The organism is Halopseudomonas sp. Lyrl_26 (genome assembly GCF_051948695.1).
Lineage (GTDB): Bacteria > Pseudomonadota > Gammaproteobacteria > Pseudomonadales > Pseudomonadaceae > Halopseudomonas > Halopseudomonas formosensis.
In genome coordinates this window covers 54331-71902 of the sequence record NZ_JAYJLH010000006.1, presented here as the reverse complement: position 1 = coordinate 71902, position 17572 = coordinate 54331, and the positions used below count along the sequence as shown (strand labels likewise).

Below are 17572 nucleotides of genomic sequence, written 5' to 3'. Positions count from 1 at the left end.
CAGCGAGACCGATGAATTGTCAACAATCCATCAATAGACCAAAGTCCTGTCTACACTGATGCAGGGAACTTTGGACACTGGGTGCCGGTCGGTTTGCCGTGCTACTATCGCACCCGTCCAATCGCTGCCTGTTCCAGAACGATCCAGGGAATGGAGCAGCAGTCTGAAACTGCCGCTGAGAACGCCATGCAATCGATCAATACGCATCTCAAAATACTGATTTTCATCATGGTCAGTCTGGGTCTGCTGGTTACCGGTTACCAGATCTGGGTACTTGAGATTCCCATCCGCGAGGACGAAACCGACGATATCTGGAGTCTGGATGCGAAGGTCGATTTCCGAGCCACCGCCGGCGTTCCGGTCAAGGCGCAGTTGTTCATCCCCCCTCTCAACCAGGAATACGTGACGCTCAACGAGAGCTTCATCTCCAACAACTATGGTGTCAGCGTCAACCAGCTGAACGGCAACCGCCGTGTCACCTGGTCCGCCCGTCGGGCCAGCGGCACCCAGAGTCTCTACTACCGTCTGGTACTGACCAAGCGCTATGGCGCCGAGCCGATCGAGTCCCGTCCCCCGGCGGCCCGACAGCCGATCGCCCTGGACGGTCCGGAACAGATCGCTGCAGACGCCCTGATCAACCCGATTCGGCAGCATTCGGCGGATATCGAGACCTTCATCAGCGAGACCATCCGCCGCGTCAACGACATCACCGACGACAACGTACGGCTGCTGCTGGACGGCCAGCCCACCCCGCTGAACAAGGCGCGGGTAATAGATCTGCTGCTGTCCAACGCCCGCATCCCGCTGGAGCTGGTACACACCATCCGCCTGGAACCCTCCACCAATCAGGAGCCCGAGCTGTGGCTGCGCAGCCACAACGGCGAGCGCTGGCTGTACTTCCACCCGGAAACCGGCCAGCAGGGCATTCCGGACAACCGTCTGGTGTGGTGGACCGGCAATCTGCCGCTGCTGCAACTGGAGGGTGGCCGCGCCGGCACCGTCAGCTTCACCATCAACAACAGTGAAATGAACGCCCTGCGCCTGGCCAAGATGACCACCGAGGCCAGCCCCTCGGCGCTGCTCGAATACTCCCTGTACGGCCTGCCGCTGCAGGCCCAGCAGGTCTACCAGGTGATGATCATGATCCCGATCGGGGTACTGGTGATCCTGGTCCTGCGCAACCTGATCGGCATCCAGACCCTGGGTACCTTCACCCCGGTCCTGATCGCCCTGGCATTCCGTGAGACCCAGGTCGGCTGGGGCATAGTGCTGTTCACTCTGATCACCGCACTGGGTCTGTCGCTGCGCTCCTATCTCGAGCATCTCAAACTGCAGATGCTGCCGCGCCTGTCGATCGTGCTGACCTTCGTGGTCATCATCATTGCGGTAATCAGCCTGTTCAGTCACAAGCTGGGCATCGAGCGGGCCCTGTCGGTGTCCCTGTTCCCGATGGTGATCCTGACCATGACCATCGAGCGCCTGTCCATCACCTGGGAAGAGCGTGGCGGTGGCCACTCCTTCAAGGTCGCCCTGGGCACCCTGATTGCCGCCACCCTGTCGCACCTGCTGATGACGATTCCGGAGCTGACCTACTTCGTCTTCACCTTCCCCGGCGTGCTGCTGGTACTGGTGGGCTTCATGCTGGCGATGGGTCGCTACCGCGGCTACCGTCTCACCGAACTGATGCGCTTCAAGGCGCTGACCAAACAGGGTTGAGGGCAGCCGCATGCTTTTCTGGAAAACCTGGAAGGCCCTGAGCGAAGCCGGCGTGATGGGCATCAACCGTCGCAACGCCGACTATGTGCTCAAGTACAACAAGCGGCACCTGTATCCGGTGGTCGATGACAAGATCCTGACCAAGGAACGGGCCATCGCCGCCAAGATCAACGTGCCCGACCTGTACGGCATCATTGATACCGAAAAGGACATCGGCAAGTTCACCCAGCTGGTGGAGAACCACAAGGACTTCGTCATCAAGCCGGCCCAGGGCGCCGGCGGTGACGGCATCCTGGTGATCGGCGACCGCTACGAAGGCCGCTATCGCACGGTATCGGGCAAGATCGTCAGCCACGACGAGATCGAGCACCACCTGTCCAACATCATCTCCGGGCTGTACTCGCTGGGCGGTCACCGGGACCGGGCGCTGATCGAATATCGGGTCAAGCCCGACCCCATCTTCAAGAGCATCAGCTATGAAGGGGTGCCGGACATCCGCATCATCGTCCTGCTGGGTTACCCGGTCATGGCCATGCTGCGCCTGCCCACACGCCAGTCCGGCGGCAAGGCCAACCTGCACCAGGGGGCGATTGGTGTGGGCGTGGATCTGACCACCGGCGTCACCCTCAAGGGCACCTGGCTGAACAACAAGATCAGCAAGCACCCGGATACCGCCAACGAGGTAGCTGGCGTACAACTGCCCGACTGGGACGGCTTCATGCGCCTGGCCACCTCCTGTTATGAGCTGTCCGGGCTCGGCTATATCGGCGTGGATCTGGTACTGGACGAGAGGAAGGGGCCGCTGATCCTCGAGCTCAACGCCCGTCCCGGCCTGAACATCCAGATCGCCAACGATGCCGGCCTGACCCACCGCTGCCACGCTGTGGAACGGCATGTTGCCGAACTGAAGAAGGCCGGCCGCACCGAAACCGTGGAGGAGCGCATGGCGTTTTCCCAGCAGCATTTCGGCAAGCCGGTGTTCCTCAGCGCGGATGAAGCCCCCGTGGAAGAACCCCCCGTCGAACCGGACACACCCGCCCCCGACGCATGACCCTCCCCTACCGTCTGACCCCACTGCCCTGGCAGGCTGATCCGCTGCCGGGGCTGCTTGCCATTCGCGACCTCGGCCACCCCGTGCTGCTGGATTCGGCCGCCAGCGAAGACCCGCGCGGACACTACAGCATCCTGGCCGCAGGGCCGATTCAGTTGATCAGCGCTGCGGACAACGAATCGGGGTTGTCGACAATCCAGCGCCTGCGCGCGGCGCTGGCGGCAATCGAGCCGGCCAGTTGGCCGACGGGCACCGGCCTGCCCTTCGGCGCAGGCGCTCTGGGCTTCATCAGTTACGACTTCGGCCGGGCGCTGGAACGCATTCCGGCACAGGCGCTGGCCGACATACGGCTGCCCGGCCTGCACATGGGCCTCTACCTGTGGAGCCTGGTCACAGACCATCGCCGGCAGCAGCGCTGGCTGGTCTGCCACCCGAGCCTGACCGCAGCCCGGGAGCGCGAGCTGCTGGAACGGCTGCAGAACACCTCAACAGGGCCCGGCAATTTCGCCCTGCGAGCGCCCTTCTCCGCCGAGCAGAGTCGGCAGCAGTATCTGCAGTCCTTTGAGCGCATCCAGCACTACATCCGCGCCGGAGACTGCTACCAGGTCAATCTGGCCCAGCGTTTCAGCGCACCCTGCCAGGGCGACCCCCTGAGCGCCTACCAACGGCTGCGCCAGGCCTGCCCCACCCCCTTTGCCGCCTATCTCGAAGCGCCGGACTACAGCCTGCTCAGCCTGTCCCCCGAACGCTTCCTCAAGGTCCGCGACAGTCAGGTGGAAACCCGCCCGATCAAGGGCACCCGCCCCAGGGGCATCGATGCCGAAACGGACAGCCGACTGGCCGAAGAGCTGCGCAACAGCCCCAAGGACCGCGCAGAGAACCTGATGATCGTCGATCTGCTGCGCAACGACCTGGGCCGCAGCTGCGCCTTCGGCAGCGTTCGGGTACCCGAGCTGTTCAGCATCGAGAGCTACCCCAATGTGCACCATCTGGTCAGCAGCATCACCGGCGCCCTGAAGCCCGACCTGGATGCCCTCGATCTGGTTGCCGGCGCCTTCCCCGGCGGCTCCATCACCGGCGCCCCCAAGATCCGCGCCATGCAGATCATCGAGGAACTGGAGCCGGTACGGCGCAGCCTCTACTGCGGCAGCATCGGGTACATCGGCTGCGAAGGCCAGATGGACCTGAACATCGCCATCCGCAGCCTGGTGCATCAGAACGAGCGTCTGTACTGCTGGGGAGGTGGCGGCATAGTCGCCGATTCCAATGGTGGGGCCGAGTATGAGGAAGCCCTGACCAAGGTGCGGGTGTTGATGGACACATTGGACTCCTGACACCAAGCGGGCCGCCTCTGGCCCGCTTGTACGTACCCTTAACCCGCCACTGCACGGTCATCCTGAGCGAAAACCGTGAACCGAATCCGGCGGCGGCCTGTTCAATCCGCCTCGGGCAGTCCCGCCCAGCGCGCGTATTGCTCCCAGGCCTGTTTGAGCTCCGCTACCTTGTGCGGAAACTCGCCGGATAGATCACGGGTTTCGCCTCGATCCTGTCTCAGGTTGAACAGTTGCCCTTGCCGTGGTGCGCTCAGGCTTGCGGGGCTGCTGTCCGGCACGGAGGCGGCACGGAGTTTCCAGTCGTCGATGCGGATGTATGTCTGGCCGAACATCTCACCGGCAAGCGGTCTGCTGCGCTGCAGCGATTGCCCCAGCCAGGCAGGTAGCAGGGATATACCGGTGATCGGTTGCTTGCGCTCTCCGGCAAAGCGGTCACCGGGATCGGCAATGCCGGCCAGGTCGAGGAAGGTGGGCAACAGGTCGTCCACCCGGCCTGTCTCATGCACGATCTGCCCAGCTGCCAGGCCTTGCAGAGCCGCCGGCAGCTTGACGATGGCCGGTGAGCTGATGCCCCCTTCACCCGTAGTACCCTTGACCAGACTGAAAGGCGTGGCACTGACCTCGGCCCAGCGGAAGCCATAGTTGATATTGGAACCCCGTCGGCCGATGTTGGCCAGCGAGTCATCGGTCAGGGCATCCCCCGGCGAATAGCCCCGGGCATGATCTTCCCCGGCCGCACCGTTATCCGAGACAAACAGGATCAGCGTATTGTCGTACTGATTGCTGCGTTTGAGGTAATCGAGCAGGCGACCAATGTTCATGTCCAGATGGTCGACCATGGCGGCGTACACCTCCATCTTGCGCGCCTGCAGGGCCCGTTCCTGCTCACTCAATTGATCCCACAATGGGCTGGGCACTTGCGCCGGCTTCGCTGCCGAGACACCGCCCGGAAACAGACCACTGTCGCGCAGCCGGGCCAGCCGCTGCTCGCGGATCGCCTCGTAGCCGGCGTCATAACGGCCCTGGTACTTGGCGATATAGTCCGCCGGGGCGTGCAGCGGCCAATGCGGCGCGGTGTAGGCCGCCCAGGCGAAGAACGGCTTGCCACTGGCTCGCCCCTCTTCCAGATAACCAATCAGTTTGTCGGTATAGAAGTCGGAGGAAAAGAATGTTCCCTCCACTTCAACCGTCCTGCCATCTTCCCGGTAGGTCGGCTTCTCGACCCGGACCTGGCTGCCTGGCACGGGCTGGAAGTGACTGGCCCCGCCATCCAGCAGGGCAAACGCCCGGTCGAACCCCAATTGCAGGGGATCCTGCTCGGGCGCTCTACCCAGATGCCACTTACCACTCAGATAGGTGTTGTATCCCGCTTCGCGAAGTAGCGCGGCCAGCGAATGACCACGCCCATTGAGGTGGCCTTCATAACCCGGCCGGCCCTGCAGCGCCGGCAGAAAGGGCAACACTTCCTCCATGGTGCCCAGCCCCACCAGATGGTTGTCGGTACCGGTCATGACCATGGACCGGGTCGGCGAACAGGTAGGGGCTGTATAAAAGCTGGACATGCGCAGCCCCTGCTCGGCCAGCTCATCCAGATTGGGCGTGTCGATTTCACCGCCGTAGCTGCCCAGATCCGAGAACCCGAGGTCATCGGCCATGATCAGCAGAATGTTCGGTCGCGACTCGGCCAGCGCCGCGCCGCACCACAGCGCCAGTGATACCACCATAATCCTCAGCATTCCATCACTCCTGCGCGTCCTGCTCTGCACCCGACATCTTTACCCGCAACAGACGGTCGCCGGTAAAGGTGCCCACATACAGCTCATCGCCCACCTGTGTAGCTGCCGACGCGCCGGACATCACCCCGGGGTCGGTGCTGAACAGCAGCTCATGTTCCTGTGAGTTGGTATCCAGTGCCGAGACCCGAACACCCATGGGGCAGTGTTCGACATGCTGCTGGAAGCAGCTGATGAAAGCCGCAGCGTCCGGTACACCTGCGCCCAGCAGGCGGCCATCGGTGGCCCAATTGATGTTGTCGACCATGTAACCGGTGTCCACCCTGACATCGACGGCGGCTGCCTGAAGGTCATAGCGCCATATTTGATTGACGGTCCAGGCCGCGAACCATGCGCTTTTGCCATCCGGGGTTATCTGCACGCCATTGGGAAACGGCGCGTCCGAGCCTTCCAGCTTGCTCAGCGGCTGCCCCTCAGCCCAGTGCATCAGATAGCCGGTATCTCGACCATCGAGCAACTGTTCCAGCGGTATCGGCGGCGCCAAGCTGTCTGACACAAACATCACGGTGGCGACAAATCCGCCGTTGGGGGTGGCCGCCACGTCGTTGAACTTGCCCTGGCCGGTGTTCTCGACGCAGCCGCGCCAGATTGCCTGCCAGCCATCTTCGCCCGGCTGCAGCTCGACAAACTCGATAGCCTCACGTTCGCCGTGATTGACCACCAGCAACTGCTGGCGACCGTCGCTGCGTTCAGACAGGTGTATGCCATGGGCGCCGATGCCCTGCTCGGGAGCGTTACAGGCGGCCTCGCCCCAGCCGTCCTGCGCGGCATAGCTCAACTCCAGATCCGTGGCCTGCTGGGTGGCCAGATCCATTACCCGCAGACGTGACTGGTGTTGCCCGGCGAGCCCCGGGGTCACGCTCATGAACAGTTGAGTACCATCGCTGGACAGCTCCAGATCCTCCGGCGGAGCGATGCCGCATACCGGTTGATAGTGGTCACCGGCGGTGCAGGCTGGAGCCTGATCAGCCTGCACGCCACAAACAGTCAGCAGCAGCGCGACAGGCAGGCCATGGCGCGAGGGGGAAGATGGCATCTTCATGGGTTGTTCCTTGTTGGTCTTATCATTATCAGGAGCCCAATCCTAGCAACACCGAGCAGGCTGCAGCAGTCAACTCAACCGAACAACCCATTCAATTTATGGCCAATGACTCTGCTGCACACGGTTGCCAGTATGAGGCTGTGAATCCCATCACCAGCCCGAAACTCAAGGGCCGCTGGAGTCTCCATGGAAAACGTACAACCCACCCTCGATCCTCGTCAGCTCCGCCGTGCACTGGGCAACTTCGCCTGTGGCGTGACCATAGTCACCGCCTGCGACGCCGATGGGCGCAAGGTCGGAGTAACCGCTAACAGCTTCAACTCGGTCTCATTGGATCCGCCGTTGATTCTCTGGAGTCTCGACAAGCGCTCCAGCGCCTGGAACGTGTTCCAGCAGGCAGAGCATTTTGCGGTAAACATTCTCGCCTCGAACCAGATTGAGCTGTCCAACCATTTCGCCCGCCCACAGGAAGACAAGTTTTCAGGTATCGAACACCTGTCAGGTGTCGGCGGCGCGCCGATCTTCCACGGCTGTGCCGGTAACTTTCAGTGCGCGACCTACCAGCATATTGACGCTGGGGATCACTGGCTGATCATCGGTCAGGTAGAGCACTTCGAGGACTTCAGTCAGCCCCCGCTGGCCTACCACCAGGGCAGTTACGCCATGGTGCTGCCGCATCCGCGCGGCCGTAAGCCCGAGGTAATCGAACATAACGAGTCGGCCGATCTGTTGCACACCCGGCTCGGTGACAACCTGTTCTACCTGATGATCCAGGCAGTCAGCGCCAGCCATCCGCGTTTCGTCCAGCAACATCTGAAGCTGGGCATGCGTAACAGCGAATCGCGTCTGCTTCTGGTACTCGACAGCGCCCCCAATGCCAGCGCCGCCGAGTTGCAGCAGGCCGTTGCCATTCCGGCGCGGGAACTGGCAGATGCGATGCAGAATCTGCAGCTCAAGGGTTATCTGGACATCAAGGGCAACCAGCGCTGGGTTACCAGTGCCGGCCACGCCAAGTTGCAGGAACTGTGGAACATGCTGCACCAAGCGCAGGATGAAATCTTTGCTGAGCTAAGCGAGGGCGAGCTGGAAGTATTTAAGAAAGCCCTGAAACTGGTGGTCAGCAAACGCTGAGGAACGACTCATGGAACTGAAGATCCGCGGCAAGACCGCAGTGGTTACCGGCGGCAGTCGCGGTCTGGGTCGCGCCATGGCGAGGCGATCTGTGCCCGTTCGCAACCGGCCCTCGATGAAACCCTGAAGGACTTGCAGGCAACCGGCGTCGAAGCCATGGCGCATAGCTGTGACATCGCAGACGAAGCGGCGCTGGAGCACTTTCTCGATCAGGTGCGCGAGCGCTTTGGCAGTGTCGATATCCTGATCTGCAACGCCTCGGCCATGGGTGTCGGAGCTGACCGGGGAGGCTGGCGTCGCAGTATCGGTCTGGACCTGCTCAGCTCAGTTCAGGCCGTGCAACAGGTCACACCCTGGATGCAGCAGGCCGGCAGCGGTAGCATCATTCTGCTGTCTTCCATCGCTGCCTTACGCGGTGCCGGAGCGCCCACCTATGTTACCGCCAAGGCCGCGCTGATCAGCTATGCCAAGGCGATGGCAGTGAAGCAAGCTGGCACCCCATGGCATCCGCGTCAACTGCTTGGCTCCGGGCTCGATCGAGTTTCCTGGTGGAGTATGGGATAACGCGCGCCAGGAACAGCCAGAGCGTTATCACAGCACCCTGAACCGCATCCCTTCCGGCCGCTTCGGTCGTCCCGAGGAGGTTACCAGCGTAGCGGTGTTCCTCGCCTCCGAGAAGGCCCGCTGGGTTACCGGCACCTGCATCCCCGTGGATGGCGGTCAGCTACTCTCGGTTGGCAAATAACCATAACCAGTACCCGTCGCAATTGACCATCCTTATCCACTACAGTGAACAACTGCAGAGAAACGGCTCATACCGTCTCGCCCTGCGTCGTCCCCGGTTGCGCGGCGGTCAGCCGCGGGTAGACCAGCAGGCCGGCGATGGCAAAGCTGAAGATCACCAGGGACAGCGGTCGCACGCTACCATCCTGCAACACCGCCACCAACAGACTGGCGCACATACCCATACCGAACGTCAGACTGACGTGCAACGCTGAGGCCAGGCCAACCCTTTCACCCTGCTCTGCCAGCGCCAGAGCGGTGGCATTGGGACCCACAAGACCGACGCTGGAAACCAGAATGAAGAATGCAGGCAAAATCAGCCAAAGGCCGGCGTAGCCCGATACCAGATTCAGCATCAACAGCATACCAGCCAGTAAGGGCACCCATAGCATGCGCGCCAGCAAATAGCCTGGACTGTGTCGACGCAGCAGCCAGCGATTCACCTGACTGGCAGCCACCAGGCCGATGGCATTGATGCCGAAGAACCAGCCGAACTGTGCTGCCGGAATGCCATGCAGTCCGATCAATACAAAGGGCGAGCCGACAATGTAGGCGAACATTGCCCCTGTGGTGCAGGCCTGGCACAGGGAAAATCCGATAAAGGAACGATCCTTGAGCAACCCCAGATAACCACGAAAAACCGGCCCCAGCGCCAAGCAAGAGGCCGGCTGTGCCAGACTTTCCGGCAACGACACAGCGACGCCCAGCAGGCACAGCCCGCCGAAGGCTGTCAGCAGCAGAAAGATGCTCTGCCAATGCCAGAGCTCCATCATGAAGCCACCTAGCAAGGGCGCCAGAACCGGTGCCATGCCCATCACCAGGGTAATCATGCTCATCACCCTTGCCGCCTGCAGCGGCTGGCACAAATCGCGGACAATGGCCACGGTAAGTACCGCACCGGCACAGCCACCCAGCCCCTGCAGAAAGCGCAGCAGAACCAGGCTATCCAGCGACTCGCTGCTGGCAATAAGAAAGGAGGCCAGGCTGTACAAGCCCAGCCCGAACAATAACGGCGGGCGACGCCCAAAGCGGTCGCTCAGCGGCCCGTAGCACAGCATGCCCAGCAGCATGCCGATGAAATAGCCAGAAAAGGTCAGTTCCACCTGCCCCGGCAGCAGCCCTAGATCCAGGGTGATAGCCAGTAGTGCCGGCAGGTACATATCGGTGGACATGGGGGCGATGGCGGTCAGCGCACCCAATAGCATCAACCAACTGATGCGAAGGTTATCGGACATGCTCATTCTCTAATAAACGGTACTGGCAGCGGTTTGCGCCAGACTGGGCAAGAGATGCGCCAGTCCCTCGCTGGTCTGCCGCAGATAATAGGCTGCGCTGCCGGGAACCCAGCCACGCTGCTGTTCCAGCAAATGCGGGCGGATGAAGTTGTAGTAGCTGTTCAGTCTCGCCAACTCCGGCTCATGCTCGTCACGCTGCGCCTGCAACACGTCGAAGCCGTGCAGAATGGCTGCATCCAGCTGCTTTACCGTGTCCTCATCCACTACCATCCCATACATGCCGAGCAGGCCAAACGCCCGGGATTGGTATAGCAACAGGAATCGCTCTATATCCAGCTTCAGCTCCTGAACAACAGCGATGCCGGATGAAGGAGGCGCGACTGCCTCCGCCCGTTCGGCAAGCTGCTGATCCAGTTCAGCCTGGGCCATCAGCACGAGGGTCAGCCACTCGGGATGCAGTTCCGGCTGTTGCACCGGCACTGTTTCCAGCTCATCCACCGAGTCAGTCATCTGCGCAACGATTCGGGACAGTTCCGGCTCTTGAGCTACCTGTTGTTTCAACACCCCAAGTCGCTCGCGGTAGACCTCGGCATGGCGTAAATCAACCCCCTCCTGGTTAGGGTTGTAATAAGCCAGCAGGTGACTGCATACACTGAAAGCCTGAATCCGGATGTCGTACCACTGAACAGGCGCAAGTTGCGCTCCGGCGATATTCGGCAACACCAGCAACAGTATCAGAATCAGACGAAACCACATCACCATTCCCTTTTTATGATTCTTTTATCGCAACCATTGTTATATCGATGGCAGAGCACCCCACGCTGGGGTGCCTGCCATGAGGGATCAGTGCTTGATAAAGTCCAGTACCAGACGGTTGAAGTCGTCAGCATGTTCCCATTGCGCCCAGTGGCCGCACTGGCTGAACACGTGCAGCGTGGAGTTGGGGATCATGTTCAGCAGCTTCAGACTCCAGTCGATGGGCACAAAGCGGTCATCACGCCCCCAGACGATCAGCGTCTTATTGGGGATGTTCGGGAGGTCATCGGTGTAATCGCCCATGTTGAACTGACTCTGGGCAACGCTCTGCAGGAAGTTGTCCAAGTGGTGGCTGTTCTCCATCATGGCGTCGTAGCGCAACTGGATCAGTTCATCGGTCAGCGCGCTGGGATCGTAGACGAACACGTCCAGCATCTTGCGCAGGCTTTCCGGGCTCGGGCTCTTGTAAACATCGAACAGCAACTTGATGCCTTCCATTGGCAAGGGTGTGAAGATACTGGTCTTGCCGACGCCACCGGAGCCCATCAGGATCAGCTTGCCAACACGCTCGGGGTAATCCTTGACGAACGACAGTGCGCTGCCGCCACCCATGGAGTTACCGATCAGGTGCGCCTTGTCGATCTCCAGCGCGTCCATCAGCTGCTTGATGGCGCGACCGTTGACATCAAAACGCGGCTCGCCGGTAACGATGGGGTCGGATTTGCCCCAGCCCGGGCAGTCCATCAGGACCACCCGGTAGCCCGCCGCCACCAGCGGATCGATATTGCGGTGGAAGTTGGCCCAGCCAGTGGCACCGGCACCGGAGCCATGGATCATCAGGATCACCTCGCCTTCTCCCGCATCGTTATAGTGCAATCTCCACTCTTCAGTCTGGACGAACTTGCTGGTGGCTTCGTTGGTATGGGTCTTCATTATTGTTTTCCTGTTTCAGTAGTGATTTGTTATAGGTGTCAGGCTTGTCGTGCCGCCAGCAGATCCAGCGCCACGTCCACGATCATGTCTTCCTGGCCGCCGACCATATGGCGCTTGCCCAGCTCGACGAGGATATCCAGGGCCTTGAGGCCGTATTTATCAGCGGCCACTTCGGCATGGCGCAGGAAACTGGAATACACCCCGGCATACCCCAGTCCCAGGGTTTCCCGGTCCACCCGCACCGGACGATCCTGCAGCGGGCGGACGATGTCATCGGCCGCGTCCATCAGCGTGTACAGATCGGTACCGTGGTTCCAGCCCATGCGTTCGGCTGCAGCGATAAAGACTTCCAGCGGCGCGTTACCGGCACCGGCGCCCATGCCGGCAAGGCTGGCATCCACTCGGTCACAGCCCTCTTCCACGGCGGTGATTGAATTGGCCACGCCCAGGCTCAGGTTGTGATGGGCGTGCATGCCGGTGTGAGTAGCCGGGTCGAGTACATCCTTGAAGGCTCGCATGCGGTCGCGCACGTCCTGCATGTTCATCGCGCCACCGGAGTCGGCCATGTAGATGCAGGTAGCACCGTAGCTCTCCATCAGCTTGCCCTGCTCGGCCAGCTGCTGCGCCGGAATCATGTGGCTCATCATCAGAAAGCCCACGGTGTCCATGCCCAGCTCCCGGGCGTATTCGATGTGCTGTTTCGATACATCCGCCTCGGTGCAATGGGTGGCCACGCGCACTACCCGTGCCCCGGCATCGTAGGCTGCCTTGAGGTCGTGCACGGTGCCGATGCCCGGCAACAGCAGGGTGGCGATCTTCGCGTGCTTGACCACATCGGCTACCGCCTCGATGTATTCCAGGTCGGTGTGGGCGGCAAAGCCGTAGTTGAAGGTCGAGCCCTGCAGGCCGTCACCGTGGGCCACTTCGATGGAGTCCACCCGGGCCTGATCCAGCGCCCGGGCAATATCCACAGCGTTCTGGAGCGAGTACTGATGGCGGATGGCGTGACTGCCATCGCGCAGGGTCACGTCGGAAATATAGAGTTTGCGTTGCGGATCGAAGCTCATGCGGCACCTCCAGCATTGAGCATGGACTGGGCCATGCGCTCGGCCGTAGCCAGCGCGGCGGACGTCATGATATCGAGATTGCCGGCGTAGGCCGGCAAGTAATGGGCGGCCCCTTCCACTTCGAGGAAGATTGAGGTCTTCAGCCCGCTGCGCAGGCCGACGCCGGGAATGTTCAGCGGTGCGGACTCGGGAATGACATCGAACTGCACCTTCTGCTTGAGGTGATAGCCAGGCACATAGCGCTGCACCGCGGCGGCCATTTCCTCGACCGAGGCGGCCACCTTGTCCTGCTCCACCGGCTCCGACAGCACGAACACGGTGTCACGCATGATCATCGGCGGCTCGGCCGGGTTCATGATGATGATCGCCTTGCCCTTCTGCGCCCCACCGATTACCTCGATGGCCTGGGAGGTGGTCTCGGTGAACTCATCGATATTGGCCCGGGTACCGGGGCCGGCGGACTTGCTGGCAATGGATGCCACGATCTCGCCGTAATGCACTTTCGCTACCCGGGAGACGGCCGCGACCATGGGAATGGTCGCCTGCCCGCCGCAGGTGACCATGTTGACGTTGGTCTGGTTGAGGTGCTCCTCCAGATTGACCACCGGCACGCAGTACGGGCCAATGGCCGCCGGGGTCAGATCGATCATGCGGATGCCGGGTCTGAGCTGGCGCAGCAGGGCGTCGTTGCGCACATGGGCGCCGGCACTGGTGGCGTCGAAGACGAAATCGATGTCGGCAAATTCAGGCATCTGCGCTAGGCCGTCCACACCCTGATGGGTGGTCGCCACGCCCATGCGCTGGGCGCGGGCCAAACCATCAGAGGCCGGGTCGATACCGACCATCACCGACATCTCGATATGTTGCGCATTGCGCAGGATCTTGATCATCAGGTCGGTGCCGATGTTGCCCGAACCGATGATCGCGGCTTTGAGTTTCTTGCTCATGGTTGTGTTCCTCGAAGGGGGTCAGGCAAAGCGCACGCTGCAGCTGCCCAGGCCAGCGATGGTCACGCTGAGGTTGTCACCGGCGGCGACCGGCACCATGCCCGACAGGGCACCGGACAGAATCACCTCCCCGGCCTTCAGACTCATGCCCAACCGCCCCAGAGTATTGGCCAGCCAGGCCACCGCAATCGCCGGGGAGCCCATGGTTGCCGCACCCGCGCCGGTACCGACGATGGCGCCATTCTTCTCCAGCACCATGCCGGTGCTGTACAGGTCCAGCCCACGCGGATCGACCAGCCGGTCGCCCAGTACGAACAGGCCGCAGGAGGCGTTATCCGCCACCGTATCCTGGATCCTGATCTGCCAATCGCGGATACGCGAATCGACAATCTCGAAGCAGGCCATGACCCCTTCGGTGGCGCGCAGCACATCGGCCACGGTTACGCCGGGGCCGGCCAGATCCTGCTTGAGCACAAAGGCAATCTCGCCTTCAGCCTTGGGCTGGATCAGGGTGGACATGTCCACGCACTGGCCCTGGTTGATCACCATGCGATCGGTGAGCATGCCGAAGTCCGGCTGATCGACCTTGAGCAGGTCCATCACCGCCTGGCTGGTCACGCCGATCTTCTTGCCGATGATGCGTTCGCCATCCTCCAGTCGCCTGGCAATCAGCTGCTGCTGGATTGCATAGGCGTCGTGGATGCTCAGCTGCGGATAACGCTCGGTCAGCGGCGCAACCATGCGGGCATCGCGCAGGGCCCCGAACAGCTCTTCGCCCAACTGGGCATGCAGGGGGTTGTTACTCATGTTCAGCTCCTTCGGATTCGAGCGCTGCGTCGGTATGGCAGGCAATTGCCTCACACCCGGCCAGCGCACAGATAACGTCTTCTTCTTCACTGGCCCCGGACACCCCCAGCGCGCCGATCATCCGCTTGCCCAGCCGGATCGGAAAAGCGCCGCCCATGGCGACGATCTCCGGGCGCAGCATCAGGTTCATGCGGATGCGCTCACAGGCGTTGTCGATCATGTCGCCCAGGGTGCTGCTGGGCAGACCGAAGGAGGCCGAGGTGCGGGCCTTCTCCGTGGCCAGCTGGATGCTGTGCCAGGGCGTGCCTTCGGTACGGGCGAAGGCCAGCAGGTGACCGCCGCTGTCGACCACCGCGATGCTGACCTGCAGCTGCAGATCCCGTGCACAGGCCAACGCGGCATCCACCCCGATGCGGGCCAGATCTAGTGTCATGCCATCGCCCCGCAGGCGCGGCAGCGTCAATCCCTGACCACTCATGACAGCACCTCTTCAACAGCGAACGCGCGGCGTTCGGTGGGATGCAGGCGTTCCGCGGCCTGCTGTTTATCCAAATGGCTCTGCTTGATCACATAGCGGGAAGCGAAATGCCTGGGTTGCAGCAGGAAGCAGGCCAGCGCCGGTACCAGAATCAGCGCCACCAGCATGTTGCAGAAGAACATGAAGGTCAGCAGCAGCCCCATATCGGCCTGGAACTTGATCGGTGAGAAGATCCAGGTCACCACACCCAATGACAGGGTCACACCAGTGAACACCACCACCCGGCCGGTAAAATTCAGCGCCTGGAAGTAGGCCTCGCGCAGACTGGAGCCGCGCTTGAGCCAGAACAGCATCACGCTGAGGATATACAGCGCGTAGTCCACTCCAATACCCACACCCAGCGCGACCACCGGCAGGGTCGAGACCTTGAGCCCCATGCCCAACTTGACCATCAAAGCTTCAGCAAGCATGGAGGTCAGCATCAGCGGCAGGATCGCGCAGACCGTCGCGCGCCAGGAGCGGAACGCCAGCAGACACAACAAGCTCACCGCCAGATACACGCCGATGACCATCTGCGAATTGGCCTTCTTCACCACGATGTTGGTGGCACTTTCAATACCAGCGTTACCCGCCGCCAGCAGGAAGGTTGCCTGTTCATCGTTGAACTCGACGGAGAAGGCCTCCACGGTAGACACCACACCGCTGAGGGTCTGCGCCTTGTGATCCTGCAGGAATACGTACACCGACAGCAGATCACAGGTCGCGTTGAACAGATCCCGCGGAGAACGGTTGGCCGCCGCGTTGATCATCGGCTGGTTCGGCGGCAGCTCGTTCCACTTGAGGAAGCCCTCGTTCATGCCGACGTTGACCCGACGGGCGACCCCGGCAATGGAGTTGGTACCGTCCACGCCCGGCATCTGCCGCAGACGCCATTCCAGTTCCTCCACCTTGCGCAGGGTTTCGTAATTCACACACTGGCCGGAGGGCGTTTCCACCATGACCACGAACACGTCGCTGCTGGCCTGGTAGTTGCTGATGACGAACTGGTTGTCGCGGTTGTATTGCGAGTCGGCGCGCAGCTCCGGCGCCCCCGGATCCAGATCCCCCACCTGCAGGTTGCGCGCCTCAAGCACCGCCCAACCAATCAACACACTGGCGCAGATCAGCGCGCCAGCAGCTATTTTCGGCCGGGTAAAAGCCAGCAATCCGCGCACCACCGCCGGCTTGCGGTAGCCTGGCTGCTCGTGGGCCTGTTCGGACTCAAGGCGGCGCTGGGCCGCTTTCGGCGATACGCCGGTATAGGACAGCATGATCGGCAACAGCGCCAGGTTGGTGAATACCAGCAGGGCTACGCCAATACTGGAAATGATCGCCAGTTCCTTGATCACCGGAATATCGACGATGGTCATCACCGCAAAGCCTACGGCGTCGGCCAGCAGCGCTGTCATGCCAGCGGCGAACAGGCGGCGGAATGTGTAGCGCGCAGCGATCAGCTTATGCGTACCTCGCCCGATATCCTGCATGATGCCATTCATCTTCTGCGCGCCGTGGCTTACACCAATCGCATACACCAGGAAGGGCACGAGGATCGAATAAGGGTTGAGCTCATAACCCAGCAGTGGCAGTACGCCCAACAGCCAGACCACGCCGACCAGGGTACAACCCTGCACCACTGCTGTACTGCGCCAGCAACGGGTGAAGTACAGCAGAATGGCCGTGGTGATGACCACCGCCGCGGCGAAGAACCCGAGCACCGCATACAGGCCGGAAATCAGATCGCCCATGACCTTGGCAAAGCCGATGATATGCAAGGACACACCCTGCTCGGCGTAGCGCTGGCGGATCTGCTCCAGCGAATCGGACAGCGCCTTGTAGTTCAGCGCCTCGCCGGTGGCCGGATCCACATCCAGCAGCGGCACCAGAATGATGCTGGAACGGAAGTCCGGCGCCACCAGCTGGCCGATCTCCCCGGACAGCTGCACGTTGTTGCGCAGCACCTCCAGGTCCTCGGGCCGGCCGGCAAACCCGTCCGGAATTACCGTGCCGCCATCAAAACCCTGTTCGGTCACGCCCTGCCAGCGGGTCAGCGGCGTCCACAGGGATTTCATGAAGGAACGGTCCACCCCCGGCAGCAGGAATACCTCATCGTTGATCTGCCGCAGGGTTTCCATGTACTCGGCGGTAAAGATGTCGCCCTCACCTTCCAGCGCCACGGCAATACGCAGGGTATTGGCGGTGCCCTTGAGCTCATCCTGATGTTCAAGGTAATTCAGAATAAAGGGGTGACTGGTAGGCACCGTCTTGAGAAAGCTGGCATTCATGCGAACCTGGGTCGCCGAGGCAGCAAACAGCAGCGTCATCAACACGCAGAAGGCAATAATCCAGCCCCGGTAGTTGAACAGCAGACGTTCCAGCGCATTACCGGAGTGCTGATCAAAGTCCTTCAGGTTGGTGATGGTCTGGAAGCCATCTGAAGCGGAAATAGCCATAGTCATGAAC

At 61.6% G+C, this 17572-nt stretch carries 15 protein-coding genes and 1 pseudogene; 6 read left to right on the top strand and 10 right to left on the bottom strand.

Going from position 1 to position 17572, the window contains the following annotated elements; translation table 11 throughout:
* The first annotated feature begins 186 nt into the window (after positions 1-186).
* The 3 genes and pseudogenes from rloB to pabB all read left to right on the top strand — a co-directional run bounded on the left by rloB (position 187) and on the right by pabB (position 4101).
* Complete coding sequence (rloB, locus tag VF673_RS09755; protein ID WP_320331309.1) at positions 187-1716, top strand: osmotic stress tolerance membrane protein RloB; 1530 nt, start codon at positions 187-189, stop codon at positions 1714-1716.
* Positions 1717-1726: 10 nt separating this feature from the next.
* Positions 1727-2686, top strand: a pseudogene (locus VF673_RS09750) (alpha-L-glutamate ligase-like protein); the annotation flags it as partial.
* A gap of 77 nt (positions 2687-2763) precedes the next feature.
* The gene (gene pabB / locus VF673_RS09745) at positions 2764-4101 is read left to right on the top strand and encodes an aminodeoxychorismate synthase component I (protein ID WP_440291796.1); all 1338 of its coding nucleotides are present in this window, start codon (positions 2764-2766) and stop codon (positions 4099-4101) included.
* Positions 4102-4202: 101 nt separating this feature from the next.
* Here the strand turns inward: pabB and VF673_RS09740 are convergent, their stop codons facing one another.
* Positions 4203-5837, bottom strand: a complete 1635-nt coding sequence (locus VF673_RS09740) for an arylsulfatase (protein WP_440291795.1) — start codon at positions 5835-5837, stop codon at positions 4203-4205.
* A 4-nt stretch (positions 5838-5841) separates the two neighbouring features.
* Positions 5842-6936, bottom strand: coding sequence for an SMP-30/gluconolactonase/LRE family protein (locus VF673_RS09735; protein WP_440291794.1), 1095 nt, complete (start codon positions 6934-6936; stop codon positions 5842-5844).
* A gap of 186 nt (positions 6937-7122) precedes the next feature.
* On the opposite strand from VF673_RS09735, the gene VF673_RS09730 reads away from it, so the two are divergent.
* From VF673_RS09730 to VF673_RS09720, 3 genes are all read left to right on the top strand, one after another.
* Positions 7123-8067 carry a p-hydroxyphenylacetate 3-hydroxylase reductase component gene (locus tag VF673_RS09730; protein WP_440291793.1) on the top strand — a complete coding sequence of 315 codons (945 nt, stop codon included), beginning with the start codon at positions 7123-7125 and terminating at the stop codon, positions 8065-8067.
* Positions 8068-8199: 132 nt separating this feature from the next.
* Positions 8200-8631, top strand: coding sequence for an SDR family NAD(P)-dependent oxidoreductase (locus tag VF673_RS09725; protein ID WP_440291792.1), 432 nt, complete (start codon positions 8200-8202; stop codon positions 8629-8631).
* Entirely contained in the window at positions 8588-8812 is a 225-nt protein-coding gene (locus VF673_RS09720) for an SDR family oxidoreductase (protein ID WP_440291791.1), read from the top strand. The genes VF673_RS09725 and VF673_RS09720 overlap by 44 nt, the downstream gene beginning before the upstream one ends.
* A gap of 67 nt (positions 8813-8879) precedes the next feature.
* On the opposite strand, the gene VF673_RS09715 is transcribed toward VF673_RS09720, so the two are convergent.
* The 8 genes from VF673_RS09715 to VF673_RS09680 form a co-directional block, all read right to left on the bottom strand.
* Positions 8880-10085, bottom strand: a complete 1206-nt coding sequence (locus VF673_RS09715; protein ID WP_440291790.1) for a multidrug effflux MFS transporter — start codon at positions 10083-10085, stop codon at positions 8880-8882.
* Positions 10086-10094: 9 nt separating this feature from the next.
* Positions 10095-10814 (bottom strand): hypothetical protein, encoded by a 720-nt coding sequence (locus tag VF673_RS09710; RefSeq protein WP_440291789.1) that lies wholly within the window; start codon positions 10812-10814, stop codon positions 10095-10097.
* Positions 10815-10928: 114 nt separating this feature from the next.
* A complete protein-coding gene (locus VF673_RS09705; protein WP_440291788.1) occupies positions 10929-11774 on the bottom strand; it encodes an alpha/beta fold hydrolase in 846 nt (281 codons plus the stop codon).
* A 38-nt stretch (positions 11775-11812) separates the two neighbouring features.
* Positions 11813-12841: a 4-hydroxy-2-oxovalerate aldolase gene (gene dmpG / locus VF673_RS09700; RefSeq protein WP_440291787.1), complete on the bottom strand. Its 1029-nt coding sequence runs from the start codon at positions 12839-12841 to the stop codon at positions 11813-11815.
* The gene (locus VF673_RS09695) at positions 12838-13788 is read right to left on the bottom strand and encodes an acetaldehyde dehydrogenase (acetylating) (RefSeq protein ID WP_440291786.1); all 951 of its coding nucleotides are present in this window, start codon (positions 13786-13788) and stop codon (positions 12838-12840) included. Before VF673_RS09695 ends, dmpG begins: the two co-directional genes overlap by 4 nt.
* Positions 13789-13809: 21 nt before the next feature.
* Positions 13810-14595: a 2-oxopent-4-enoate hydratase gene (dmpE, locus tag VF673_RS09690; RefSeq protein WP_440291785.1), complete on the bottom strand. Its 786-nt coding sequence runs from the start codon at positions 14593-14595 to the stop codon at positions 13810-13812.
* Complete coding sequence (locus VF673_RS09685; protein ID WP_440291784.1) at positions 14588-15028, bottom strand: GlcG/HbpS family heme-binding protein; 441 nt, start codon at positions 15026-15028, stop codon at positions 14588-14590. The genes dmpE and VF673_RS09685 overlap by 8 nt, the downstream gene beginning before the upstream one ends.
* A gap of 41 nt (positions 15029-15069) precedes the next feature.
* The gene (locus VF673_RS09680) at positions 15070-17562 is read right to left on the bottom strand and encodes an efflux RND transporter permease subunit (RefSeq protein ID WP_440291853.1); all 2493 of its coding nucleotides are present in this window, start codon (positions 17560-17562) and stop codon (positions 15070-15072) included.
* Positions 17563-17572: the final 10 nt, after the last annotated feature.